Below are 23793 nucleotides of genomic sequence, written 5' to 3' on the forward strand. Positions count from 1 at the left end.
GGCAACGTCTCACGGCAGTAACGGTTCCGTGGCTGCAGTAGTGGCCCTAGCGCTGATCATCGCGAACATTTTATCTAGGATGTAGAAGTGGTGCCTGAGGGCCACGGCGGAAGTTTTTAAGCGTGGAAGCCGCAACCCCGACTTCACCGAAAAAATGCAAACTGGGCATAAGCTTCCAGTGATTGACCAACACTTTCAAGAGCTCTTAAACAGGCTGGAAGAAGCAGAGGAAAATCAGTCTAAGAAATAAAGAGAGGCGCCCGCTAGCCTACTTCACCAGCAATGAACTTTGCAGCGCGGTTGCCAGCGATCTGGCGCTCGCAAAAACCTGTACTCTGTCGCGGTTTGGGCAGATTAGGACTCGCTCCAAATTTGGTTTAGAGGCCGATAGATTCTGCCGCTGCCGCTGCCGACGCGAACCGCTTGCGGAGCGAAGCCTTGCGCGCTTAATGCGGCACGTGGCTCGTCAAGATGTTCGTGAGCCCCTGTGCCGAGTCTGCCGCCGCTCCGTGCTTCGAAAATCGCATAATGCCTCATTTGGAACTGCAGGTTGTGGGTCACAGTTTCGCCATTGGGTCAGGCGGGCTGTCTGGATGCCAGCCACGCCGTTCTTGTCGAACTCGAACACAAAGTTGCTGCCGCATGGACAGCTACGGCGATTTGTCCACATCGGGAACGACGCTCTTCGGATTGATCGAAGACCAAAGCCGACCGTGGACCTGTTTATCGTCCATTATGGAATCAACAGCAGCTTGCCGGTTGTGGCCCGGCTTTCCATGTCGGTATGCGCCCGAGCGGCTTCAGCAAGCGCATAGACGCCACCGATCTTCAACGTCAGCGAACCGTCTTCGATCCAGCCAAAAAGCCGCTGCACGCGGGCGCGAAAGAGTTCGGGCGTGTGGATGTGGTCGAAAAAGGTCGCGTAGCCGATCTTGATGCTTTTGGGCAGGCTCATGATGTCCAGTGGACCGGGGCCACCGAGCACCGGCCCGTACCAGCAGAACGTACCGGAGCGGCGCAGCGAATCGAGTGAGCCCTGGAACGTTCTGGGGCCCGAACCGTCATAGACAACATTAACGCCTTCCCCCCCGGTCAGGTGGAGGACGTCCTCTGCGAACTGGCCCCCGGTATCGACGATAAGGTGATCGGCACCAGCTTCCTTTGCTGCCGCTATCTTGTCTTCCGAAGAGACCCGTCCGATCACGCGTCCGCCCCTCAACTTTATGATCTGGGTCAGTAGAAGGCCTAACCCACCGGCAGCCGCATGAACGAGAGCGATGTCCCCCGGCCTCACAGGATAGAAGTCGGTGGCAAAGTGACTGGCGGTCAGACCCTGCATCATGACTGATGCGGCCGTACGATCGTCGATGGCGTCGGGAATTCTAACAAGTGAATCTGCCAAAATTGAATGGCGCTCGGCATAGCTTCCGGGTGCGTAGACCCAGGCAACCCGATCTCCGACTGCAAACCCGTCGACCCCATTGCCGACGGATAACACGCGCCCCGCGCCTTCAACGCCGAGAATTTTCGGATTCGTCATCTCAGTCCACGCCATGCCTTGGCGCACCCCAATGTCCATAAAGTTCACACCGGCGGCGGCGACTTCGACGACGGCATGTCCCGGCATCACCACCGGATCTGGGCGATCGACGAATTCCATCACGTCGGTGCTTCCGACTTTTTTCATAACCACGGCTTTCATGACTTCTCCTTTTCTTGACTGATTGTTCCAAAATTGGCCAAAATTTTTACCTATTCAATCGCGCGAAGCGCCAGGCGTTCGAGGGATTTCAACTGCTTCCGGCTTGCCCCGCTGCGTGCGGCGATGCGGATGCCCGCGACGCTAGCAAAAAGGAAATCTGCCATCTCGTCGGAGGACAACGTTCCGGTTACATCGCCTGCGGCTTGAGCCTCGTCCAAGCGCTCGCGCGTGGCGTGTGTCAGACGTCGGTCCGCGGTTTGATAAATGTGTGTGAGTTCTGCTCGGCTTTGGCCGAACTCGCAAATCGAACTGATGCCGAGGCAGGCTTGCTCCGCCGTTTCTACCACGCGGTCCATCATCGCCTGGATACTATCGACTGCGCGCGGTTCCTTGCGCAGCATTACGAGGTGTGCATTGGTTTCCTCTGTCGAATAGCGCTCCACGGCGAGGCAGTAAAGCTTCCACTTGTCGCCGAAAGTGTCATAGAGGCTCTGCCTCCCGATCTTCATGGCGCGCACAAGCATGTCCGTGGATGTGCCGTCGAAGCCATGCTCGCGAAACACGCCGATTGCCGCGTCCAGCGCCATTTCTTTATCGAATTCCTTAGTCCGTGCCATACTCTTATCTAGAAATAATGGAACGATGTGTCAAGAATGACTCTGTGAAGTAAATTAGTCCGGCATGGAAACGCCGCATGGCCCATCATCAGGCAAGCAGAAGGAAGCATCACGATGCTGCCCTTCTGAGATGGTTCGCGCCGGGACGTCAGCTATTTGCCAACGGCTGCGCTTTCTATCAGCCGCGCAACTGGTTCTGGATTTGAGACCATCACCACATGCGAAGCACCTTTGACGATGACGGTATGGTGCGAATGCGCCCGCTCTGCCATGAATGCCAGCGACTGCGGCGGTATATTCTTGTCTTTGTCGCCGTAGACGAACCACGAGGAAATATGTTTCCAGGCTGGATCGCCCGATGCCTCATTCAGGGCGGCTTCTGTAACCGGCCGCTGTGTTGCGGCCATTAGTTTGGCATCGGCCTGGGGGACGTCCGCTGCAAATTGATCGTGGAACTTGTCCTGCTGTATGTAGAGATCGGTCCCACCGCCAGAGAGCTTGACGGGCGGCGCGAGTGTCGGACCGAGCGTGCTCCCTGGAAACTTACCTGTCAGGCCAACGGCGGTTTCGCCCGCTTCCGGCGCAAACGCGCTGACATAGACGAGGGCTTTCACGTTGTCATGGCTGTTTGCCGCCGAGCTGACGACACTGCCACCGTAGGAATGGCCCACCAGAACCACCGGGGAGTTTATACCGGACACGATATTGCCGATATATTCCGCATCGTTCGCGACACCGCGCAGGGGATTGGCGGCCGCCACGACCGGGTAGCCATCTTTTTCTAGTATTTTGATGACGCCGTTCCAGCTCGATGTATCCGCGAACGCACCATGCACAAGGACGATAGTGGGTTTGGCAGGCTGCTGTGCCTGTGCCTGCAAACCGCTCAATAGGACGCTCGCGGACGCGAGCGCCGCCAATAAAAGTTTCATCCGAATTTTCCTTTCTGACATTTTTATCGAGCCGCTTCAGTTTGTGAACGCTTGGTCGGCCGTGGATCAGCCTCATGCTTTCTGCAGATAGTCGGTGGATACACTAAGGGTCCGCCAGTGTTCCAGTTCTTCCAGCTTCGTCCGATCAGCCTGCTCGATGGCGGCCACAGCATCGCTGCCGAGCGGCAGCCGCAATGGCGGCCGGTCCATTGCGGCGACCTCAAGTATGACTTGGGCGGCGCGTGACGGATCGCCCGGCTGCCGTCCGTTTAGTTCACGCTGCACGCGCGCGGCCTGAGCGACGACGGCCTCGTATTCGGGCCGGCCTTCATTCAGTTCGGTTGAGGACCCAGCGAAATCGGTGCGGAAACCTCCGGGCTCAACGATAGTGACCTTGACGCCGATGAGCGCCATCTCCCGGGCGAGAACTTCAGAGAAGCCCTCGACACCCCATTTGGCAGCGGAGTAGGGGCCTCGGCCCGGCGCACCAATCCGGCCGCCCACCGACGAGAACTGGATGATATGACCGGAACGCTGCTCCCGCATTAAAGGAATAGCGGCTTTGGTAACGATGATGGTTCCGAACAAGTTGGTTTCGATCTGCCTGCGAAAATCATCAAGGTCGGTATCTTCGACAGAATTGATGTTGCCGTATCCGGCATTGTTCACCAGGACATCAATTCCGCCGAAATTATCACGGGCGATGCGCATGGCCTCTTCAGCGGCGACCGGATCCGTCACATCAAGCGCGACCGTTTTAACAGCATCACCATAACGCTCTTCGAGGTCAGCTAGCAGCTTCGTTTCCCGCGCGCTGGCGACGAGGCGATGACCGGCGTTGAGCACAGCTTCCGACAGGGCCCGGCCGATACCGCGCGAGCTGCCCGTTATAAACCACCGTTGCGACATGAATCCTTCTCCTCAAATAAACGCTTTGCGTCACTAAGGTGCAAACCGCGTAAAGACGAAGTCGTGATCTTTTACGCGGGCCTCATGGCAGGCGAAGCACGTTTCGTGCTGGGCTGCGTCTACTGGTTTGCCATCCACAAACCGGCCAAATCCCCAGCCGCCGGTGGCCGGGTATTTCTTTGTATCCTTCACCATGATCTGGACCGTCGTCGCAGCGCCGGGAATGGAGGCCGGTTCGAATTCGGGCGACTGAACATGCTTCCAGGCGAGCTTCGTCAGGATGGTTCCGTCGGGGAAAGGAAGTTTCCCTTCGCGATACGCATTCACCGCAATCGTGTTCCCGAGGACCGCCCGAAGCTCATTGAGAGGTTCGCCTTCCTGGGCCGGTGCGATCAAATCCCATTGCCGATAACCTTCGGGAATGGTGACGCCGTAGATCGGCGACGCTGCCCGCGCATTGGGATCGCCGTCGGCGGCGGCCGCAACTGCCGCGATTCCTGATCCCGCTGCGACGGCAAGAAACACCAGATGACCAGCTTTCATGGGGCACGCTCCTCAAAACCGTCGACGTCGATGATAGCCTCGGCGAACGCGCGAGGCGCTTCTTGAGGCAGGTTGTGGCCGATGCCGCCCTTTATCACGCGGTGTGCATACTCGCCGGAAAACTTCTTGGAATAGGTGCTGGCGTCGGGATGGGGTGCCCCGTTGGCATCGCCCTCGAGGGTTATGGTTGGCACCGTAATGATTGGACCTTGGGCCAGGCGCTTTTCAAGATCGTCATACTTGGATTCGCCTTCAGCCAGGCCGAGCCGCCAGCGATAATTGTGAATTACGATGGCGACATGATCCGGATTGTCAAAGGCGGCAGCGCTGCGGTCAAAGACGGCATCGTCGAACTTCCACCGCGGCGATGCAAGCCGCCAGATAAGCTTGGCAAAATCCCGCGTGTATTTCTCGTAACCGGCCCTGCCGCGCTCGGTGGCGAAGTAGAACTGATACCACCATGCGAGCTCGGCTTCGGGCGGCAGTGGCATCTTGTTGGCTTCCTGGCTCCCGATGAGATAACCACTGACGGAGACCATGGCCTTGCAGCGCTCGGGCCAAAGCGCCGCGACGATGTTGGCCGTCCGTGCGCCCCAATCGTAGCCGCCGATCACCGCTTTTTTAATCGCGAGTGCATCCATCAGGGCGATGACATCGGCCGCGATCACCGCTTGCTGGCCGTTCCGGACCGTTTCAGCCGATAGAAAGTGTGTGGTGCCATGGCCGCGCAAGTGGGGGACGATGACCCGGTACCCGGCCGACGCCAGGATTGGAACGACATCGACGTAGCTGTGGATGTCGTATGGCCAGCCATGCAAAAGAATGACCGGAGATCCGTCGGCGGGACCTTCTTCGGCATATCCCACGTTCAAATCGCCTGCATCGATCTGTTTCAGCGAGCGGAAAGACGTGCGCGGCGCAGGGACGGTAGCTGAGAGCTTTGGCGGTGTCTTCTCGGCCTGGGCGTTTGCAGTCCCGGTGATAGCGAGTTCGGCAACGGCAAAAGCTGCGGCCGCTGTTCCAAAAAAGCGGCGGCGAGTGTGATTGATAGGTTCAGAGGTTTTGCTGGTGGCCATATCAGGATTTCCTTCAAGTATGCATCAGGCTTGATGGGGGGTAATTTTGACCAGATTGATTGCGACATCTATGTTGCCGCGCGTAGCCTTGGAATACGGGCAAGTCTGATGGGCGGCATTCAGCAAGGCGCGGGCGACGTCGTCCTCGACGCCAGGCAGGCTGACGTTCAGGCGGACACGGAGAAAATAAGCGCCGCCCGAGACATTCAAATCCACCTCGGCGTCAATCGCCAGGTCTGCCGGAAGTGCGACGTTCGTTCGCTTGGCTTCAATCTGAATCGCCCCTTCGAAACAAGCCGACCAGCCGGCGGCAAACAGCTGTTCGGGATTGGTGCCGCTGCCTGGGATGCCGGGCACCGAAAGCCTGATGTCGAGTCGGCCATCAGAACTGCGGGACTTGCCGTTTTCACGCCCGCCGGTGGTGCGGACCCTAGCGGTATAGAGCAACGTCTCATGCCGGCTCATCATATGATTTCCTCAGAGATACCGTTCATCAGCGCAGCGACCTGAACGCGTTCCGCACCTCTTGGGTGAAGAGCTGTGGCTGCTCCCAAGCGGCAAAATGACCGCCGTCTTCGACTTCATTGAAATAGACTAGGTTGTGGTAACACCGCTCAGCCCAGGTCCGCGGCGCGCAATAAATCTCTCCAGGAAAGACGCTCACTGCCACGGGCATCGTCGCGATGTCGACGGCGTTGAAATTGTTGGAATGGTCTTCCCAATAGATTTGCGCCGCAGAGGCTCCGGTACCCGTCAGCCAATAAAGCGAGATATCATCGAGCATTTCGTCGCGGGTCAATACCTTCTCCGGATTCCCGTCGCTGTAAGTCCATGTCGCGAACTTCTCATACATCCATGCAGCGAGGCCGGCGGGTGAATCCACCAGCGAGTAACCGATTGTCTGCGGCCGCGTTACCATCATGGCGGCATAGCCGGAGCTGTCTTTGTAAAAGGTATCAAGCGCCTTGAAAGCCGCTTTTTCCTTTTCGCTCAGATTGTCTGGAGCCGGTGCACCTGCAGAAAGGATGGACGCAATCTCTTTCGGGACAGTCCCGGGCATATTGACGTGAATGCCAATCAGGCCCGGTACATTCTGCAGCGCCATGCGATGCGAGATGACCGAGCCGCAGTCACCGCCCTGTGACACGTAGCGGTCATATCCCAACCGCTGCATGAGCGTCGCCCACGCATGGCCAATATGGTCTGAGCCCCAACCCGTCGCAGTTGGTTTTCCGGAGAATCCGAAGCCGGGGATCGAGGGCACGACAAGATGGAACGCGTCGTCGGCGCTGCCGCCATGCGCTGTTGGGTCAGTGAGTGGCCCGATCACCTTAATCATCTCCAGGATCGACCCGGGCCAGCCGTGCGTCATAATCATCGGCAGGGCGTTCTCATGGGGGGAACGGACGTGGATGAAGTGAATGTCGAGGCCATCGATTTCGGTTACGAACATGGGGAGGGCGTTGAGCTTTGCCTCGACCTTCCGCCAGTCGTAATCCGTCGCCCAGTGGTGCAGCAGCTCCTGAAGCTTGGCGAGTTGCACGCCCTGGGACTGGTCGATGACGGTCTCCCGGGCAGGGAAGCGCGTCATCACCAGTCGCTGGCGCAGATCGGCAAGCGCTTGATCCGGAACGTCGACCCGGAAAGGACGGATCGCATCGCTTTCGACCGATGCACGCACGCGCGTCGGAAGAATGCTCAGGGCACCCGCGGCGGCAGAGCCGATCAGAAAATGACGCCGCGTCGGCAATAATGATGTTACGGGCATGACGATACTCCTCGAAAAAAGCGACTTCTGTGGGCATATTTAGATTGAGAGCGCAGGAAACGCCCGTTATGCGCTGTTATGTTCTGTTAGCTGCCGCGAGCGCGAGGAATGGCATGAGAGACGAGACGGTGACAGCCGGGGATGAAATAGTATTTGGCCCATTCGTCCTGGCCCCAAGGAAACGGCTCCTGTCGAGCGAAGGGGTCCCGGTCGAGCTTGGCGCGCGAGCCCTCGATATCCTGATCGCTTTGACCGCCAAGCCCAACCAGATTATCAGTAAAAAAGACCTGTTAGCCCGCGCATGGCCCGACATCACGGTGGAGGAAGGAAGCCTGCGGTTTCATATGGCCAATCTGCGCAAAGCGCTGGCTGACGGAAAGGAGGGTGCCCGGTATATCGCAACCCTGACAGGACGCGGCTACTGTTTCGTTGCACCTATTTCGCGTCCAAGCGACCAGAGCGCAATACGCGGTGAGGGTCGCGCTGATTTTACTCATGCCAACTTACCAAGCCGATTAATACGAATGGTGGGGCGGGATGATGTGACCTGTACCCTGTCCGCTCAACTGCTGGCTACGCGTTTTGTCACAATACTGGGCGCTGGCGGCGTCGGCAAAACCACGGTTGCGGTGGCCTTGGGCCATGATTTGATCGAAGCCTTTGCGGGTGCTGTCCAATTTATTGATCTTGGCGCGCTCAGTGACCCACGTCTGGTGGCGACGACGATAGCTTCCATATTGGGGCTGTCGGTGCAGTCCGATGACGCGATACCGGGTTTATGTGCCTACCTGGCGGACAAGCGGATCCTGCTTATTCTCGATACCTGCGAGCATGTCATAGAGGCGGCAGCCGCATTGGCGTCACGCATCTACACCGCTGCACCCCAAGTTCACATTTTGGCAACAAGTCGTGAAGCGCTGAGAGTCGAAGGAGAGCACGTCCACAAATTGACGACGCTCGCCTGCCCACCGGACGATCCGCTGCTCACCACAGCGGTTGCCGAAACGTTCGCTGCAACGCAGTTGTTTGTGGAAAGGGCGAATTCCAGCGGTGCGCAGCTCAAGCTTCGCGACGCGGAGGCTGCAATCGTGGCAAGCATCTGTCGGAAGCTCGATGGGGTGCCGCTGGCGATTGAACTAGCCGCTGCGCGGGTCGGCGGCCTTGGCCTTGAAAGAACGGCCGCGCTTCTCGACCATCGCCTGACATTGTCGTGGCAGGGACAGCGGACCGCACCTCAACGCCAGCAAACCCTGCAGGCCGCGATCGACTGGAGTTATCAGCTCCTCTCCCAATTGGAGCGTATAGTGCTTCACCGCCTTGCTGTGTTCGTAGGGCATTTTACGATCGAGGCTGCCCTGGCGGTCGTGACAAGTCCGAGCATAGATCAAACGCTGGTTTTTGGCATCATCGACAGCCTTGTGGCCAAGTCGATGGTCGCGACTGCGCCGGTTGGGGCTACGATAAGGTACCGTCTCCTGGACACAACGCGGGCCTACGCCCTCGAAACAGGTACTGACGAGACAGAACTGTCGGACTTGGTAGAACGTCACGCGACTTACTACCTTGGGTGGCTGGAAGAAACCGGGGACGAGTGGCCGAGTTTGGAAAGCGCGGCACAGCGGGCGCTGCATCTGGCAGGTCTCGCCAACGCGCGAGCGGCACTCGAATCTTGCTTTGATTCCGGCGGCAGCACTGAAATCGCGGTACGTTTAGCAGTTGCAGCCGCTCCGGTTTTTCTGTCGATGTCTCTACTGACCGAATGTCATCGCTGGTCAGAGCGGGCGCTTCTGGCCTTGGACTGCACCGTTGGCCACGAACGAGACGCGATGCATCTTCTTGCAGCCTCAGGAGTATCCCTGATGTTCACACTTGGGGGAAAGGATGCAGCGCGTGTTGCCCTGAAACGGAGCTTCGCGATCGCCGAAGAATACGGCGGGCCGCTTGATCAGCTTCAGGTACTCGGTCCGCTTCAGATGTTTCACTTACGCACTGGAGAATTTAAAGCCGCACTGAACTATGCGAAACACTGCTCGACCGTGGCTAGAGCGCTTGAGGACACAGTGTCTGTTACCCTGGCTCATTCCCTGATGGGGATATCCCTTCATCTTGGCGGACAGCTTGACGCGGCCCACACAGAGCTTGAGTCGGCACTGGTTCCTGGTCCGCTCATTCGACACAACACCACCCTCTATCTTGGCTTCGATAGTAAAGTTCTGGCAGGTGCTATTCTTGCAAGGAACCTGTGGCTGCAAGGTTTTGCCGATCAGGCACTGGAGCGGGTGAACCTGACGCTCTCAGAGGCTGCAAACAAGGACCATCCGTTGACGCTATCAATAGCTTTGATATGGGCTGCTTCGTTGTTGCTGTGGACGGGAGACCTCGACGGTGCAGATCAATACATTGATTGGCTCTTGTCTCGAGCCGAACCTCACTCACTCGGACCATATCTTGCTGTCGCACGTGGCTTAAAGGGGGAACTAGCGGTCCGGCGCGGCCACGCAAGGGATGGTATAGGAGCTCTGCAGGAGGCGTTGGAGAAACTCCACGCAGCGCCGTATGAACTTCTGACCACCCCCCTCAACATCGCACTCGTTCAGGGCCTTGCTGCCACGAATCGATTTGATGAAGCCTTCTCGCTGATAGACACAACAATCGAATTGGTGGAGTCACGAGGCGATCTTTGCTACATGCCTGAGTTATTGCGCGTGAGGGGCAATCTTTCTCTGAAAACTCCGCAAGCCAGCGTGGATGAAGCGGAGCGGTGTATCCAGTCATCAATCAAACTAAGCCAGCGTCAGGGTGCACGCGCGTGGGAACTGCGTGCCGGAACCGATTTGGCTCAGCTTTACGTTGACCGTGGCCAGACAGACCATGCGCAAGCGTTGTTGCAGCTGTTGTGCGAACAAGTTGTTGATGGTCTCTCCACTGCTGATGTTAGAGCGGCGACCGACCTTTTGGCTACACTGCGCTAATAGGGAGAATTTCAGGCAACAATCGCTATCGCCGCCAGCGACACCTTCTGGCTGGGCATCGGCATGGGTGGCCGTGTCATTGACTGGCTGGACCAGGTTCTGTCTGATAACACCGGCAAGGTCAGCCTTGCAATCAGCGATATCGACACTCTGCTGGCGAGCCTTTCGATCTCGGTGCGAGCCGGCGATGCCAGGGCGCCGGACCTCGGAGTTTGCCTTGCCGGCTTCAAGGGGCGTCGGCGGTAGACTTGTTTTCTTGGCTGACCCAGCCGCGATCACGTTCTGGCCGACCAAGACAAACGGCAGCTTTGGGAAAATTGCCAGAGCGATCTGAACGTCCGGTATGAAGGCGCAAAGCGGTCAGTCGCGTGACGATCGCCAAACGGCAGCGTCGCGCCAGAGATGGACATTAGTGCCTGGCTAGCAATCAAGTTTTTGGATCCGTTCCACTCTTTGGATAGTCGGCGTTGCGCCGGCCACGGGGACCGGCAATCCTTGAATGGTCCCTACACACCAGCACAGGACCCAGAGACCAAATGAAAGAATCCAATTCGCGACAGATCCGCAAAACTAAAGGCGACTATATAATCTACGTATCGGAAGCTTACAGCCTCAACGCGAACTGGATGCCGACGCCGCGCTTCTACGCTGGAAGAATCTTGTTCAAGGAGCCGAGTGGAAAAACGCACATGACGGAGATCAACTCAGTCGCTCTGAAGTTGAGGAAACGGCATTTCTGCGTATCGGACGACGCGAGCGCCGACGCCAAGGCCCGCGCTGCTGAATACAAGCGCTATATACATGTGCTGGAAGCATATCGCGAATTCTACCAGCGGACTGGGCAACGCTACGAACTGGTACGCGAGGCAGACCGCTCACTGCCGTATGTGCCGAAAGTTCTCAGAGCCTGACAACACTCCGCTCGCGGCTGCCCTTCCTTCATGGTTCCGGAAAAACAGGTGGCGAGCGGAATGTAGATATCCTTACAGCCGCGTGAGTTATTACGCGTAAACGCCATATTCAAGCCGCCCCAACAACTCGTGGAGAATCTCGATGCCGGCTATGGTGGCGAGCAAATCGATGGGACGGCGTCGGTTCAAACCGATCGCTGGCTGTTCCAACCAACATTCAGCATCCGCTTGCGAGCCGAACACAATTGTCGCTTCAGACAAAATCTCAGCGAACTTCCATACGCGACTACTTTGCTCCCGATTGAGTGGTTTCAGCGGATCAACCCTGCGCCGCTGGAACGTCTGCGAGCTCATGCCAATCGCTTGTTCCAAGAAGACTGTCTTGCGGATGACTGAAAGGTTGCCGATCAAGTGGGCGAGACCCTGAAACGGCAATCCCTGCAACAGCATATCGTGAACGTCGAGGGAATCCTTCGGTAGGCTCGCAAAGGATTCCTTACCTCCAAGCAAATCTGTCACACGACGAATTTCCGATGGACGGTCAATGCGAGGATCGTTTATTGCCAAGGCTGCCATCGCTTGCTTCCCACGCTATTGACGCTTCCGGAATAGAACCATTTCACCGCTCAGTACTTATTTCCCAGTGATTTTCGCGACATCCACCGGCGGTTTGCTCGACCCACGTCAGGATATTACGAGGCCTTCCAGTGTCTTGCTCAGGATTGGGCCCTCCAGGGTTTCATGCTTCAAAAGCATGTCGGCCAGTCCCTTGACCGCATAGAGGTTTCGTCCAATCAAGTCCTTCGCTATCGCGTAACAGGCTTCAAGACGCTCATTGACGGCAAACGCGATATCCTGGCGGCCCGCCAGCAGGCTGAATGGTTCGATTGAACCGAGATAGAGCAGCGGGTGTTGCGAATTGCAGCCATATGACGTCTCGAGCATGCAAGCCATTTCTGTGGCTTTCGCCAAATCGCTTTCGCCGCTGCCGCCGGACCCTCGGCTCACGCCGCCAAGCAGCACTTCCTCGGCGGCTCGTCCCGCTAGCCAGGTCACGATACCATCGCACAACGCTTGGGCTGACCCATCGTCGATGGCATCGCTTGTTTCTGTATATGACCTTCCCTGACTGTCGTTGATGGTGATCATCTCGATGATCTTCCTGCCGAAAGCCAGGCATGCAATTGCATGGCCAGCTTCATGGATGGCCGAGAGTTGCAGGATCGCTGCGGTCTTCGCTGGCTTGTCCTCACCCAAATTTGCTTCGACATCGGCGATGGTGAACGGTCGCTGGTCCCGTCGTGCGGCTTGCCGTGCTTCGCGGACCACGCGTTCGATGTCAGCCCCGGTCTTGCCGATTGCGAGACCAGCCAGGCGTCGGATAGCCGACTTGTCAGGCTCCGGTGTCTGGCACTTCAAGCGGGTCTCAGCGTCACAGGAATCGTCTGCTTCAGCCGTTAGATCGCCAGCAATATGAAAACGGATGATCTCGGTAAGTGCATCGACGTCAGGCAGGGCTATGGTGATCTGCTTTTCCAGCCGCCCCGAACGAAGCAAGGCGGGATCGATCAATTCGCGATTGTTGGTCGCGCCGACGACGACGACACCCGTAAACTTTACCGCGCCGTCAAGGAGTTCAAGCAACCTGGTGACGACGTTGTTCCACAAGTCGGACGAACCGCTCACCGCGGATCGCCGCCTGCCCACACCGTCAATCTCATCGATGAAAAGAACGCACGGCGATGCAGCCTGGGCTTCGGCGAACACCGCGTGCATCCGCCCAAGTACATCTTCGAGATGACCGGCCTCAAGCCAAATTCCGACCGAGGTGACATAGAGCGGAATGCCGAGGGAATTGGTCAGTGCCTTGGCAAAGAGTGTCTTACCGGTTCCGGGCGGCCCGCACAGGAGTATCTTTGACGACAAATCTGCCCATGGCGTTTTGCCCGCTGTCCAAAGATCAAGGTCTACTTTCAGGTTCATCGCCCAGATTTTCGCCTCGCCGTAACCGGCCAAGGTTTCGATGCTGGGAACGGTATTCTTTGCACCTGCAATCTGCTGCGGCTGGATGATTTCCGATCCCGAGTGGATTGGTTTTCGGTAGCGTCCGCCAGAAGCGAGCGTTTTCGGAACCTGTGCGGCTCCCGGTGTTCCCGATCCACCGGATTTTGCCGAGCGATCGCCGGTGCGGGAGAGCGCCAGTTCACGCAGAATGCTTATCGCAAGGTCGGGCGCTGTGCCCGGCCGGATCGCCAGGGCGAGATCGGTCAATGTCAACAATGAACAACACCGGTCATCCAGCGTGTCCTGTGCCGCGGCTCCCAACACCAAAGCAATAGTGTCTCCAACAATGCAATAGGTCAGCGGCCCAGTGATCAAGGACAAGCTCGAGGCTGGCAGCATGCGTTCCGGCAACAGCGCCGTCCCCTCGGTCACCCCAAGCACGGGGACGCCGAGTTCGGCGGCCTTGCCCAGTTGCCAGTCGGCGAGGTCGGCATATTGCGCATTGGTCTCGCTGCCAACGAATGTGATGACCCGCCGGGAAACCGCAGTCCGATTTGGATAGACGAAAGAACCGCTTTTGCCGATCGTCGTGCCATCGACAAGGGCAACCGACGGCGGACCGAAAATCCCGCGTTTCAGCAGCGACATGAAACTCGCCTCGAATCCTTCGACGCCGCCGAACACGCTGACAACCAGCCCTGGTTCTGAAAGCCTTGCAGACAATTCCGTGGAGGCACCACCTGAGCGTTCGACCGCCTTGGTGACCAGAAGGATCGTTGCGACATCGACAGGACTCAGCAATCGCCCGGCAGCCCGAATGCGTTGAAGGATTGAATTCTCTCGAGCGAAGTTCTCGCCAATCGGTCGAGAGGTATTTCGTTTCACAACTGTTGACATATCCGCGGTATCGTCACGTGGGCTTTTCGATCCCGGGCGATAGCCCGTGAGCTTTCTGGATCCGGGATCGGGTTCCTCCCACCTTCCCGACCAGGCTTCACCATCTGGCAGTTCATCGTCATCGAATCCTGCGGTGGCCGTGGACTTGTTTCGGTTGACGTTCAGACGGCGCAATATCGATTCAAAATTGCGCATGCGACCATCTGGAATAGCGGTGCAGGAGTGGAACATTCGCGTTGTGAACCCTTCGACGGATCTTTCCACTTCGCCCACGAATCCTGCATCGACTGCGACCCGGATTGATCGCCGCCACGCCTCGTGGCGCAGACGGGCGATAAGATATCGAAACATGCGGCTTTCCATATCGAATCCTTGAACGTGAACTACTGAAGGTTTCCGCCAGCGTTGGCCTTCTGGCCCAGTCGGTACCAGCGTGATCTCGTTCTGGCGAAACCTGCGCTTTCCGAGAAGAGCACGAGATCGGACGTCATGATCGGCCTGCCTTCACCCGTCAGCTTCGGGTGTCCGGTGGAAAGCCCGATCAGGCAGGGCACGCTTCTGCTCGCCGGCTGCCAGTGGTCAAGCAAGGGAGCATCATGAATGTCAAAACGCTTCAGGATGGGAATTAGCGAAACCCGCCACAGATCATCGACAAGTTTCTCCATGCGCTGGATTTCGCGCCCTACGGCGTCCAGATCCGTCTCACCTTTTTCGAGTCCGAAAAGAAGCATCACTGAATCCTTTCATTTGTAATGTGTTGGCACAAATTGGCGGTAATTATGCGGTGGTTTGGCGGGCAACAATTTGCCTGCGCGAACGAATCTTCGCATTCAGTTTTTTAGAAGTGATTCGCTGTGTTAAGACAAACTATGTCATGTTGGCGAAAAATTCGCAAATACTTATCAACGACTCGCGATTATTTGCGTATCAATCGCCAATTGTTGACATTTATGGATATTGGGCGGGTTTCATGCCAAAAACTCGGCATGTACGCGCACATAGATCTCTTGAAAGCAGCCCGCGTGGCGCTAGGCCTGAGCCAAAGCGAACTGGCCATTTTAAGTGGAGTCAGCCCGCGTACCCTGTTTCGCGTTGAGAAAGGTGATGGTCCGATCGGGTCTATCCATAAAGTGCAAAATGCATTGGAGGGAATTGGCGTCAAGTTCTTGCCGGAGCGCCCGGAAAGAGGCCCAGGGATGTTCCTCCCGCATGAATGGAGGCAGCGAACGCTCGAGAAACTGGCCGAGGCCAAAAGGCGCTAATGCACCTTGTTGGCAAGGATTCGCTACTCTTCGATATCCAAAGAGCACTCTAAGTGGCTAAAGGTTTGGGGCCAATATCCACGAGCTATCAAGCATGAAACCAATTTAGCAAATTTGAGACACCACAATGCTTCAATACGGCGTCTGTAGCCATATATCTGACGCCTGCCGCTTAAGACCCTTGAAAATTCGGCTCGCTCTACAAGCCCGTGACCTGAAGGTCCCGGGTCCAAGGGAACGTACCCGTTCGTCTCCCAGCATCGCGACGGGCTAGCTACGGCTCGATATGATGGAGCGCGTCGCCCGTCGCGCCGGAGCCGTCGTCAAGTATTTCATTCGGGCGGTACAGGCCCGTGACCTGAAGGTCCCGGGTCCAGAACCCTATGACTCCGGCTTCAAACAACTTTCACTCAGGAATACAAAAATCTAATTCCGCACTCGCAGCCACTATGACTTGCCGATAGCCGTTGGCCTTATGGCGGGGCTCGGCGCAATGCCGGCCGACGCGCTACAGTCCTATGTCGTGCTGGGCGAGCTTTCCCTCGATGGAACGATCACGCATGTTGCCGGCGTCCTGCCCGCAGCGATTGCTGCCAACCGCCAGGAGAAAGGTTTGATCTGTCCAGCCCCTTGCGGCCCTGAGGCGGCCTGGGCGGGTTCCGATATCGATATTCTGGCCCCGCGAAGCCTGATTGCGCTGGCCAACCACTTTCGTGGCACCCAGGTTCTGACACGGCCAGAGCCCGCCATGCAGGCCAATGCGGCGGGCTTGCCTGATCTTGCAGACATTCGTGGCCAGGAAAGTGCCCGGCGCGCGCTGGAAGTAGCGGCCGCTGGAGGACACAATCTGATGATGATCGGGCCTCCCGGCTCGGGCAAATCCATGCTGGCACAGCGACTGCCCTCCATTCTTCCGCCGCTATTGCCGCGCGAATTGCTGGAGGTGTCGATGATAGCCTCGATTGCCGGCGAACTGACGGGTGGAAAACTGACCGACCGGCGGCCGTTTCGCGCTCCCCACCATTCTGCTTCCATGGCCGCAATGGTGGGCGGCGGCATCCGCGCAAGACCCGGTGAAGTGTCGCTTGCCCATCACGGCGTGCTGTTTCTCGATGAGTTTCCCGAATTCACGCCGCAGGTACTCGATTCACTGCGCCAGCCGCTGGAAACGGGCGACTGCATGATTGCGCGCGCCAATCATCGCATTTCCTACCCCGCACAAATCCAGCTCGTCGCGGCCATGAACCCTTGCCGTTGCGGCATGGCCGGCGAGCCCGGCCATTCCTGCGCCCGTGGGCCGCGCTGTCGTCTGGATTATCAGGCACGCATTTCCGGGCCATTGCTCGATCGCATCGATATCAGGATCGATGTGCCTGCGGTTAGCGCTACGGATCTCATTCGCCCATCCGTCTCGGAGGACAGCGCCTCCGTCGCGCAACGGGTGGCGCGTGCGCGCAGCATCCAGAAAAGGCGGTTCGAGCAGCTGGGCTTTCCATCTATCACAACCAATGCGCAGTGCTCGGTTGCTCTCATCGAGCAGGTGGCACAACCGGATGGTCCTGGATTGGCGCTACTGCAGCAGGCAAGCGAGCAGATGCGCTTTTCTGCCCGCGCCTATCATCGCGTGTTGAAAGTTGCCCGAACGCTCGCCGATCTTGAAGGCCAGGAGACCGTTGGACGTATCCATCTCGCCGAGGCAATTTCCTATCGAATGTCGATGGATTCATCGACGCTGGCTGCTTAACCTTAGGCCGGTTGGAATTTATCAAACCGACATTCCATAAGGTGCCAAGATGCTCCACTCGCCAATTGTCGCGAGCCTGTCGCATATTATCATCGTTCTGGGAACAATAAGCTTCGCCAAACTCCGGGCAACACGCCCTGTGTCTACTCCACCGAGCCGACCAGAATATTGGTCGGTGCCTCAATGCTGACCCAACGGCCAGTATTGTTGGTCGCCTGGCGCTTGAGGTAGGTGTATTCCGTTTCCGACCAGTTCTTCACGCCATCGACAAGATTGTCGAGAATGAAATCGCCCTTGTCGGTCCGCACGGTCAAGACCGCGTGGCCCTCGCCATCGGGCTTGCGAACCACGGTGATCAGGAGATTTGCCGGCGATATGCCGGCCTGCATCAGATCACGGCGCTTCAGGAGGACATAATCCTCGCAATCGCCAACCTTGTCCGGATAGGACCAATATTCCTCGACGCCATAGATTTCCATGTCGGTCAATGGCTTGACCTTCTGGTTGTCATTGCTGTTGACGTTGACGACGAGTTGCCAGAAATCATGGTTCATCTTTTCCGGCATGACATTGCGGCTGCGAACCGAGCACTCGTCCGGCTGGCGCTTGCAGAATTCATAGTGGCCAATCGGTTGTGAGGTCAGGCCGCCTGTGGTCATGAATGCTTCGGAGGCGAAGGCAGAACTTGATCCAAGCGATGCCACGAACACCGTCATGGCAAAACCCATGGACTTCACAACCCCTGCCATTCCGAACATGCCCCACTCCAAACCCGATCAGCCATCGTTAACAAAACGTTAATGGCGGGAGGGGACATGAGTCAATCACAATGGCGCCACGGTCCCGCCATTGTTAATATATGGTTAAAATTTGAAATTTCGCATTCGCCAATATTATTGAGCGCTCGCGGCCATTGATCCTGAGACGAACCTTGTGCCAAAACTACGAGGCAACGTCGCTGCCATTCGCCAGGACAGCGTGCGCAAATCATTGATTATATTGTTGGTTTGGATATGGCGCTCACGCGGCATACCGCGAATACGCGTCAAGCTGCGCGATTTCGCTGCCTGTCCATACGCCTACGTCGAACGGGTTACCCCTGGGCCCGCTTCCCGATCGGTGTGACGTTGCTCTTGCGGTTCACCTGTGCGTGATCGTTTACAAACTGGACGATACGCGGCGCAATTTCCGAGCGGAATCTCGAGCCGTTGAACACGCCATAATGACCAACTTTAGGCTGCAGATAGTGCATGCGCATCTCCTGCGGAATGTTAACGCAGAGCGTCTGGGCCGCTTTGGTCTGGCCGACACCGGAGATGTCATCATTCTCGCCTTCGACCGTCAAAAGCGCAACATTGCGAATGGCTTTGGGATCAACCGGGGTGCCGCGATGGGTCATTTCGCCCTTCGGAAGGGCCTGGCGAACAAATACCGTATCGACTGTCTGCAGATAAAACTCCGCAGTCAGATCCATGACGGCCAGATACTCATCATAGAACTCCCGGTGCTTGTCGGCGGAATCCCCGTCCTCCTTCACAAGGTGCATGAAGAATTCCTTGTGCGCCGTGATATGACGATCGAGGTTCATGCTCATAAATCCGGAAAGCTGCAGGAATCCAGGATAAACATCCCGCATGAACCCGGCATGCGGCCACGGAACCGACATGATGACATTGTCACGGAACCAGCCGATGCCTTTTTCCTCGGCCAGCTTGTTGACGGCGGTGGGATTCTTGCGGGTATCGATCGGCCCGCCCATCAACGTCATGGTCGAGGGAGCAAAGCGATCGCCCTGGGCTTCCATGATCGAGACGGCAGCAAGGACGGGAACTGATGGCTGGCATACGGCAACCACATGGGTATCCTCGCCCAATGCATGAAACATTTCAATAATATAGTCGATGTAGTCGTCGAGGTCGAAATTACCGTCGCTCAGCGGCACAGTGCGTGCGTCGACCCAATCCGTGATGTACACCTCCGCGTGCGGCAACAGCGCTTCGACTGTCCCGCGCAACAATGTTGCGTAGTGGCCGGACATGGGCGCAACAACAAGAATCCTGGGATCAGCCGGTCGTTTTGCTGACAAGGACCGCTTGAAATGAATGAGTTTGCAGAACGGCTTCGACCAGACAATCTTCTCGCGAACATCGGTTTCCACACCATCGACCACGGTTGTCGGCAGGTCGAAGACCGGCTTGCCGTAGGTGCGCGTGGTTCGCTCGAACAGCTCGCACATGGCGGTTATCGATCGCCCGACCACCGTTTGAGATAGCGGATTCAAAGGGTTATCATAAAACAGCTTGGTGGCATCGGCGAGGGCCCGATAAGGCTGTAGCGCGGCATGGTTGAGTTCATAAAGCTGGTAGAACATTCCATTTTCCGATCGATCAACACAACAGCAATCCAAGGACACCACCCCTTACAGGTGAAAATATTCTTGATTGGTCAGTGACCCTAGCCGGTTTATGCAATATTGCAATGCAACAAAAGGATAAGCGAACAGAAATATGTTCACAATCTTTAGTTGTATGGCGCAATAATTGATCAGTATCGGTGGCAGTCAGATACCTTCGACTACCAGCATCTCCGCATCTGCGACTGTGATGCGGATCGCTTTTGCTGCCTGGTACTCTGGTGAATTGTAACAGTCCACCGCCGCTTGAACCGAAGGAAACTCGATGACGACGTTGCGGGCGCGTGCCTGACCCTCCAGGACATGGTAGGAACCGCCGCGTGCCAGGAAGTTGGCCCCATACTTTTCAAAGGCAGCCTTGGCCGTCGACACGTAGTCCTTGTAGCGTTCCGCATCCCTGACATCGACACGCGCAATCCAGTATCCCTTGGTCATCGCACCCTCCACCTATCACAACCAAATTGCCCGATATGGTTGAAATTCTTGTACCATTCTCGCGAATTCCTGTCCGGTTTTTTCAATTTCCCTGTCCAAAACCGTGCCAAATCCTTCATGACGCTTCGTGTCAGGCGCCTGCCATTTCGGCAAGGATGGCCTCGGCGGCACTCCTGCGGTCCGTAGCGCCGACAATGGGCCTGCCTACAACCAGATGGCTTGCCCCGGAACGCAGTGCGTCCGCCGGCGTCATGACCCGCTTCTGGTCGCCGTGGTCGGCACCGGCCGGGCGAATGCCGGGCGTGACGATGGCAAGATCGGGTCCGACGATCTTTCGGACTGCGGCAGCTTCCGTCGCCGCGCAAACAATCCCGCCCATGCCCGCCTGAAGCGCCTGTTCCGACCGGGTCAGGACCAGTGTGTGCGGATCGTGTTCATACCCTGCTTCAATCATGTCCTGCTGGTCCATCGATGTCAGGACGGTCACTCCGAGCAGACAGAGGTTCGATCCCTTGGCCGCCGCTACGGCCGCTCTCATGGCCTTGGGATAGGCATGCAGCGTCAACATCGATACGCCCATACTGACAATGTTCTCGACACCCTTGGCGACCGTATTGTCGATGTCGAGCAGCTTCATATCGAGGAAGACCTTCTTGCCGGAACCCACGAGTTCGCTGGCAAATCCAAGGCCACCGGCGAATGCCAGCTGATAACCGATCTTGTAGAACGAGACCGCATCGCCGAGCTCACTGACAACCTGCTCGGCCATCTTCAGCGTCGGCACGTCAAGGCCGACGATCAGCCGTTCGCGCAAAGCCGCATCCGTCATGACAAACCACCCTTATTTGTTGATCGTTTCCCAATTGCACAGAAGCGTAATTTAGGAAACAGGCAATCGGTGTCCGGATGCAAGAATCGCGATCAACTGCGCAACATGGACATTCTGGCGTGGTCAATGAGAGACTGGCAAACCCGCTCCATCGAGCGTGCGGTACGCGCATCCCGCAAGGATCCATCTTCCGCGAACGCCTGGTGAGCGTGGATGACCGAGCATTGCTCTGTAATGATCTGGGTGCCGACATTCATCATGACCGAGCGCAGATGGTAGAGACCGCGGGCGCCCCCATAATTGCCCTCCGATGAAGAACAGAGCGCAACGACCTTGCCTGCATAGGGCTTGAAGGGCTTGCCGCCGTCCTTCGAAATGCGACTTACCCAATCGATCGTGTTCTTCAGAAGCGGCGGGATCGACGAATTATACTCGGGTGACGCGATCAGGATGCCGCTGTGGGCAGCGAACAACCGTCCGAGCCTCATGGCATTTTCGGGAATGCCGGACTCCAGTTCAAGATCCTGGTCCATGATCGGCAGCGGATAGTCGACCAGCGCAATGCGGGTCACCTCGGCACCAAGTTCGGCAAGCGTTCTTGCGGCAATATCGGCCACCTGCCCGCTATAGGCGCCAGTGCGGTTGGAGCCGGCAAAAACCAGAATTTTCGGCAGCATTCATTTCCCTTTGCACGAGATCAGGAACGTTCGAGGGGAATGATGTTCAATCGACCCGGCGGTAGACCCAGAGCCGGGCCGGCGGAACGTTCCGGATGATGAAATCCAGATGTTCGATCTTGTAGTTGCCGCGACCGGCCGGCACCGGCGACATGGGACCATAGGTGATCTGAACGATCGGACGTCCATGCGGGATGCGGCGCAGGAGATCTTCGATGATCCGTACGCGGTCACCCACTGGGAAATTCAGGAGCGGAACGGCGGATATGACGGAGTCGAACTTCTGGTCCCGCTTGTCACCAAGCGTCGCATCCAGATTGAACGCATCGCCCTCGATGATATTCACACCGGGGAAATCATCACGCAGGTGCTCGGCAAAATCAGGCGAGTACTCGACACTGTAGAGATTGGAAGGGGCAACGCCGCGATTGAGAATTGCACGGGTAATGACGCCAGTGCCCGGTCCAAGTTCCAGCACGGGAAGTCCGGAATGCGGATTGACCACGCTGGCCATGCGGCGTGCAGTGATCGAACTGGTGGGCAGAATTGAGCCGACGGCTTTAGGGCCGTGCATCCACCCCTTGAAGAAGCGAATCTCCTCGCCGAACTTTTCGGCCAGTTTCTTTCCCAGGGGTCGTGACATGCTCATCCTCCGTCGCAGCCAGACAAGTTTATGACGCAACCGGTGGCGGAAGCAAGGCCACCGGCAGCGAATGCATTCATATATTACTCGCTCAGACCTTCGAAAAAGTCCTTCATGCGAGCAAAGAAGCCTGACGATTGCGGGCTGTTGTCCTGGGAAGACATCCGCTCGAACTCCTCAAGCAGCTCGCGCTGGCGTTTGTTGAGGTTCTGCGGCGTCTCAATGGCAATCTGGATATAGAGATCACCCATGGCCGGCTGGCGCAGGACCGGCATACCCTTGCCCTTCAGGCGGAACTGCTTGGCATTCTGGGTGCCGTCGGGGATTTTGACCCGTGTCTGTGTTCCGTCAAGTGTCGCCACTTCGAATTGCCCGCCCAGCGCAGCCGTCGTCATCGATATCGGGACCTTGCAATAGAGATCCGCGCCATCCCGCTGGAAGAATTCATGCGGCTTCAACGAAAGGAAAATGTAAAGATCGCCAGCCGGACCTCCGCGCAACCCAGCCTCACCTTCACCGGTCAGGCGAATCCGCGTACCATCTTCAATGCCCGCCGGGATATTGACCGACAGGGCGCGCTCTTCAGTAATCCGGCCCTGGCCGCTGCATTTCGCGCAAGGGTCCTTGATGATCTGACCGCGGCCGTGGCAGGTCGGGCAGGTGCGTTCGATCGAGAAGAAGCCTTGGGCAGCGCGCACGCGCCCTGAACCGCTGCAGGTACTGCAGGTGACAGGCTGCGTGCCAATCTTGGCACCACTCCCCGAGCATTCGTCGCAAGTGATCGAAGTGGGAACCCTGATCTGCGCGGTCTTGCCGGTATAGGCTTCCTCCAGCGTGATTTCCATGTTGTAGCGGAGGTCAGCGCCCCGCTCACGTCCACCAGACCGGCGCTGCCGGCCGCCACCCATCATCTCGCCGAAAATATCTTCGAATATGTCGGCAAAACCACCGGCGCCAGTAAATCCGCCACCGCCATTCATGCCGCCATTCTCAAAGGCAGCGTGACCGAAACGGTCATATGCGGCCCGTTTCTGCGGGTCCTTCAGCGTTTCGTAGGCTTCGCCGATTTCCTTGAACCTGTGCTCCGCATCGGCGTCGCCCGGATTCTTGTCAGGGTGAAATTGCATTGCCAGTTTACGGAAAGCGCTTTTGAGCTCTTTCTCATCAGCGCTTCTCGCTACGCCGAGGGTTTCGTAATAGTCAGCCTTCATCCAGACACTCATTCCATGAAATATGCACATGCTTCCCAGGAAGCCCTTTTAAAGGCGGTATTTAGGTGTTCGTAGCCATGAATGCCATAGCCAACTTACATTGATTCGCCCGAAATGGCGCATATTTGCGCATTATTGCGATAATGTGGCAAGTCTGCTTATGATTTGGCGCTGGTCGGCCGCGCAATTTGTCACCAAACATCGAACTCGTCGTAGCGCCAGTCGCCATCAGCGATTGAGTTTTCCCA

The 23793-nt window shown here is 57.2% G+C and carries 23 protein-coding genes and 1 pseudogene; 5 read left to right on the forward strand and 19 right to left on the reverse strand.

All coding sequences use genetic code 11. From position 1 onward, the window contains the following. Window positions 1-733: 733 nt before the first annotated feature. The 8 genes from K9U38_RS19280 to K9U38_RS19315 form a co-directional block, all read right to left on the reverse strand. Window positions 734-1702, reverse strand: a complete 969-nt coding sequence (locus K9U38_RS19280; protein WP_224495980.1) for a quinone oxidoreductase family protein — start codon at window positions 1700-1702, stop codon at window positions 734-736. 50 nt (window positions 1703-1752) lie between these two features. After that, on the reverse strand, window positions 1753-2319 hold the full coding sequence (locus K9U38_RS19285) for a TetR/AcrR family transcriptional regulator (RefSeq protein ID WP_224495981.1): 567 nt from the start codon (window positions 2317-2319) through the stop codon (window positions 1753-1755). 152 nt (window positions 2320-2471) lie between these two features. Further along, a complete protein-coding gene (locus tag K9U38_RS19290) occupies window positions 2472-3251 on the reverse strand; it encodes an alpha/beta fold hydrolase (protein WP_224495982.1) in 780 nt (259 codons plus the stop codon). 72 nt (window positions 3252-3323) lie between these two features. Further along, complete coding sequence (locus K9U38_RS19295; RefSeq protein ID WP_224495983.1) at window positions 3324-4160, reverse strand: oxidoreductase; 837 nt, start codon at window positions 4158-4160, stop codon at window positions 3324-3326. 33 nt (window positions 4161-4193) lie between these two features. After that, the gene (locus K9U38_RS19300; RefSeq protein ID WP_224495984.1) at window positions 4194-4703 is read right to left on the reverse strand and encodes a cytochrome P460 family protein; all 510 of its coding nucleotides are present in this window, start codon (window positions 4701-4703) and stop codon (window positions 4194-4196) included. Then, window positions 4700-5779: an alpha/beta fold hydrolase gene (locus K9U38_RS19305; protein ID WP_224495985.1), complete on the reverse strand. Its 1080-nt coding sequence runs from the start codon at window positions 5777-5779 to the stop codon at window positions 4700-4702. The genes K9U38_RS19300 and K9U38_RS19305 overlap by 4 nt, the downstream gene beginning before the upstream one ends. A 24-nt stretch (window positions 5780-5803) precedes the next feature. After that, a complete protein-coding gene (locus tag K9U38_RS19310; protein WP_224495986.1) occupies window positions 5804-6244 on the reverse strand; it encodes an organic hydroperoxide resistance protein in 441 nt (146 codons plus the stop codon). Window positions 6245-6272: 28 nt separating this feature from the next. Next, window positions 6273-7547, reverse strand: coding sequence for an epoxide hydrolase family protein (locus K9U38_RS19315; protein ID WP_224495987.1), 1275 nt, complete (start codon window positions 7545-7547; stop codon window positions 6273-6275). Between the two features lie 113 nt (window positions 7548-7660). Here K9U38_RS19315 and K9U38_RS19320 point away from each other — a divergent pair, with 113 nt between their 5' ends. The 3 genes from K9U38_RS19320 to K9U38_RS19330 all read left to right on the forward strand — a co-directional run bounded on the left by K9U38_RS19320 (window position 7661) and on the right by K9U38_RS19330 (window position 11430). After that, window positions 7661-10519: an ATP-binding protein gene (locus K9U38_RS19320; RefSeq protein WP_224496055.1), complete on the forward strand. Its 2859-nt coding sequence runs from the start codon at window positions 7661-7663 to the stop codon at window positions 10517-10519. A gap of 63 nt (window positions 10520-10582) precedes the next feature. After that, window positions 10583-10765, forward strand: coding sequence for a hypothetical protein (locus K9U38_RS19325; protein ID WP_224495988.1), 183 nt, complete (start codon window positions 10583-10585; stop codon window positions 10763-10765). A 443-nt stretch (window positions 10766-11208) separates the two neighbouring features. Beyond that, complete coding sequence (locus tag K9U38_RS19330) at window positions 11209-11430, forward strand: hypothetical protein (protein ID WP_224495989.1); 222 nt, start codon at window positions 11209-11211, stop codon at window positions 11428-11430. Between the two features lie 90 nt (window positions 11431-11520). Here K9U38_RS19330 and K9U38_RS19335 read toward each other — a convergent pair whose 3' ends face one another. The 3 genes from K9U38_RS19335 to K9U38_RS19345 form a co-directional block, all read right to left on the reverse strand. Beyond that, window positions 11521-12006: an Xre family toxin-antitoxin system antitoxin gene (locus K9U38_RS19335; protein ID WP_224495990.1), complete on the reverse strand. Its 486-nt coding sequence runs from the start codon at window positions 12004-12006 to the stop codon at window positions 11521-11523. Between the two features lie 108 nt (window positions 12007-12114). Further along, window positions 12115-14682, reverse strand: coding sequence for an AAA family ATPase (locus tag K9U38_RS19340; RefSeq protein WP_224495991.1), 2568 nt, complete (start codon window positions 14680-14682; stop codon window positions 12115-12117). A gap of 32 nt (window positions 14683-14714) precedes the next feature. Next, entirely contained in the window at window positions 14715-15062 is a 348-nt protein-coding gene (locus tag K9U38_RS19345) for a DUF6634 family protein (RefSeq protein ID WP_224495992.1), read from the reverse strand. Window positions 15063-15185: 123 nt separating this feature from the next. Here K9U38_RS19345 and K9U38_RS19350 point away from each other — a divergent pair, with 123 nt between their 5' ends. After that, entirely contained in the window at window positions 15186-15593 is a 408-nt protein-coding gene (locus K9U38_RS19350; protein ID WP_224495993.1) for a helix-turn-helix domain-containing protein, read from the forward strand. Window positions 15594-15867: 274 nt separating this feature from the next. Here the strand turns inward: K9U38_RS19350 and K9U38_RS22050 are convergent, their stop codons facing one another. Next, window positions 15868-15996 carry a hypothetical protein gene (locus tag K9U38_RS22050; protein WP_255607434.1) on the reverse strand — a complete coding sequence of 43 codons (129 nt, stop codon included), beginning with the start codon at window positions 15994-15996 and terminating at the stop codon, window positions 15868-15870. Between the two features lie 39 nt (window positions 15997-16035). Between K9U38_RS22050 and K9U38_RS19355 the strand changes: the two are divergent. Further along, window positions 16036-17337 (forward strand): annotated as a pseudogene (locus K9U38_RS19355) (YifB family Mg chelatase-like AAA ATPase); the annotation flags it as partial. Between the two features lie 143 nt (window positions 17338-17480). Here K9U38_RS19355 and K9U38_RS19360 read toward each other — a convergent pair. The 7 genes from K9U38_RS19360 to dnaJ form a co-directional block, all read right to left on the reverse strand. After that, entirely contained in the window at window positions 17481-18095 is a 615-nt protein-coding gene (locus K9U38_RS19360) for a transglutaminase-like cysteine peptidase (protein WP_370632014.1), read from the reverse strand. Window positions 18096-18430: 335 nt separating this feature from the next. Beyond that, entirely contained in the window at window positions 18431-19708 is a 1278-nt protein-coding gene (locus K9U38_RS19365; RefSeq protein WP_224495995.1) for a polyhydroxyalkanoate depolymerase, read from the reverse strand. Between the two features lie 189 nt (window positions 19709-19897). After that, entirely contained in the window at window positions 19898-20185 is a 288-nt protein-coding gene (locus K9U38_RS19370) for a DUF1330 domain-containing protein (RefSeq protein ID WP_224495996.1), read from the reverse strand. 130 nt (window positions 20186-20315) lie between these two features. Continuing rightward, window positions 20316-21014, reverse strand: coding sequence for an orotidine-5'-phosphate decarboxylase (pyrF, locus tag K9U38_RS19375; protein ID WP_224495997.1), 699 nt, complete (start codon window positions 21012-21014; stop codon window positions 20316-20318). A gap of 92 nt (window positions 21015-21106) precedes the next feature. Beyond that, complete coding sequence (locus K9U38_RS19380; RefSeq protein ID WP_224495998.1) at window positions 21107-21691, reverse strand: NADPH-dependent FMN reductase; 585 nt, start codon at window positions 21689-21691, stop codon at window positions 21107-21109. A 46-nt stretch (window positions 21692-21737) separates the two neighbouring features. Further along, the gene (gene pmtA, locus K9U38_RS19385) at window positions 21738-22334 is read right to left on the reverse strand and encodes a phospholipid N-methyltransferase PmtA (RefSeq protein WP_224495999.1); all 597 of its coding nucleotides are present in this window, start codon (window positions 22332-22334) and stop codon (window positions 21738-21740) included. A gap of 83 nt (window positions 22335-22417) precedes the next feature. Beyond that, window positions 22418-23545: a molecular chaperone DnaJ gene (gene dnaJ, locus K9U38_RS19390; protein ID WP_224496000.1), complete on the reverse strand. Its 1128-nt coding sequence runs from the start codon at window positions 23543-23545 to the stop codon at window positions 22418-22420. Between the last annotated feature and the right edge of the window lie 248 nt (window positions 23546-23793).

Origin of the sequence: Phyllobacterium lublinensis, assembly GCF_020164435.1 — a bacterium.
Classification (GTDB): Bacteria; Pseudomonadota; Alphaproteobacteria; order Rhizobiales; family Rhizobiaceae; genus Phyllobacterium; species Phyllobacterium lublinensis.

Coding starts and splice junctions, on each gene's coding strand:
- K9U38_RS19360 (WP_370632014.1), bottom strand. CDS start 18,095: ATGTTCGGAATGGCAGGGGTTGTGAAGTCCATGGGTTTTGCCATGACG.
- K9U38_RS19340 (WP_224495991.1), bottom strand. CDS start 14,682: ATGTTTCGATATCTTATCGCCCGTCTGCGCCACGAGGCGTGGCGGCGA.
- pmtA (WP_224495999.1), bottom strand. CDS start 22,334: ATGTCACGACCCCTGGGAAAGAAACTGGCCGAAAAGTTCGGCGAGGAG.
- K9U38_RS19345 (WP_224495992.1), bottom strand. CDS start 15,062: ATGCTTCTTTTCGGACTCGAAAAAGGTGAGACGGATCTGGACGCCGTA.
- K9U38_RS19315 (WP_224495987.1), bottom strand. CDS start 7,547: ATGCCCGTAACATCATTATTGCCGACGCGGCGTCATTTTCTGATCGGC.
- dnaJ (WP_224496000.1), bottom strand. CDS start 23,545: ATGAAGGCTGACTATTACGAAACCCTCGGCGTAGCGAGAAGCGCTGAT.
- K9U38_RS19325 (WP_224495988.1), top strand. CDS start 10,583: ATGGGTGGCCGTGTCATTGACTGGCTGGACCAGGTTCTGTCTGATAAC.
- K9U38_RS19370 (WP_224495996.1), bottom strand. CDS start 20,185: ATGACCAAGGGATACTGGATTGCGCGTGTCGATGTCAGGGATGCGGAA.
- K9U38_RS19320 (WP_224496055.1), top strand. CDS start 7,661: ATGAGAGACGAGACGGTGACAGCCGGGGATGAAATAGTATTTGGCCCA.
- K9U38_RS19280 (WP_224495980.1), bottom strand. CDS start 1,702: ATGAAAGCCGTGGTTATGAAAAAAGTCGGAAGCACCGACGTGATGGAA.
- K9U38_RS19290 (WP_224495982.1), bottom strand. CDS start 3,251: ATGAAACTTTTATTGGCGGCGCTCGCGTCCGCGAGCGTCCTATTGAGC.
- K9U38_RS19335 (WP_224495990.1), bottom strand. CDS start 12,006: ATGGCAGCCTTGGCAATAAACGATCCTCGCATTGACCGTCCATCGGAA.
- K9U38_RS19305 (WP_224495985.1), bottom strand. CDS start 5,779: ATGGCCACCAGCAAAACCTCTGAACCTATCAATCACACTCGCCGCCGC.
- K9U38_RS19380 (WP_224495998.1), bottom strand. CDS start 21,691: ATGCTGCCGAAAATTCTGGTTTTTGCCGGCTCCAACCGCACTGGCGCC.
- K9U38_RS19310 (WP_224495986.1), bottom strand. CDS start 6,244: ATGAGCCGGCATGAGACGTTGCTCTATACCGCTAGGGTCCGCACCACC.
- K9U38_RS19300 (WP_224495984.1), bottom strand. CDS start 4,703: ATGAAAGCTGGTCATCTGGTGTTTCTTGCCGTCGCAGCGGGATCAGGA.
- K9U38_RS19330 (WP_224495989.1), top strand. CDS start 11,209: ATGACGGAGATCAACTCAGTCGCTCTGAAGTTGAGGAAACGGCATTTC.
- pyrF (WP_224495997.1), bottom strand. CDS start 21,014: ATGACGGATGCGGCTTTGCGCGAACGGCTGATCGTCGGCCTTGACGTG.
- K9U38_RS19365 (WP_224495995.1), bottom strand. CDS start 19,708: ATGTTCTACCAGCTTTATGAACTCAACCATGCCGCGCTACAGCCTTAT.
- K9U38_RS19295 (WP_224495983.1), bottom strand. CDS start 4,160: ATGTCGCAACGGTGGTTTATAACGGGCAGCTCGCGCGGTATCGGCCGG.
- K9U38_RS19285 (WP_224495981.1), bottom strand. CDS start 2,319: ATGGCACGGACTAAGGAATTCGATAAAGAAATGGCGCTGGACGCGGCA.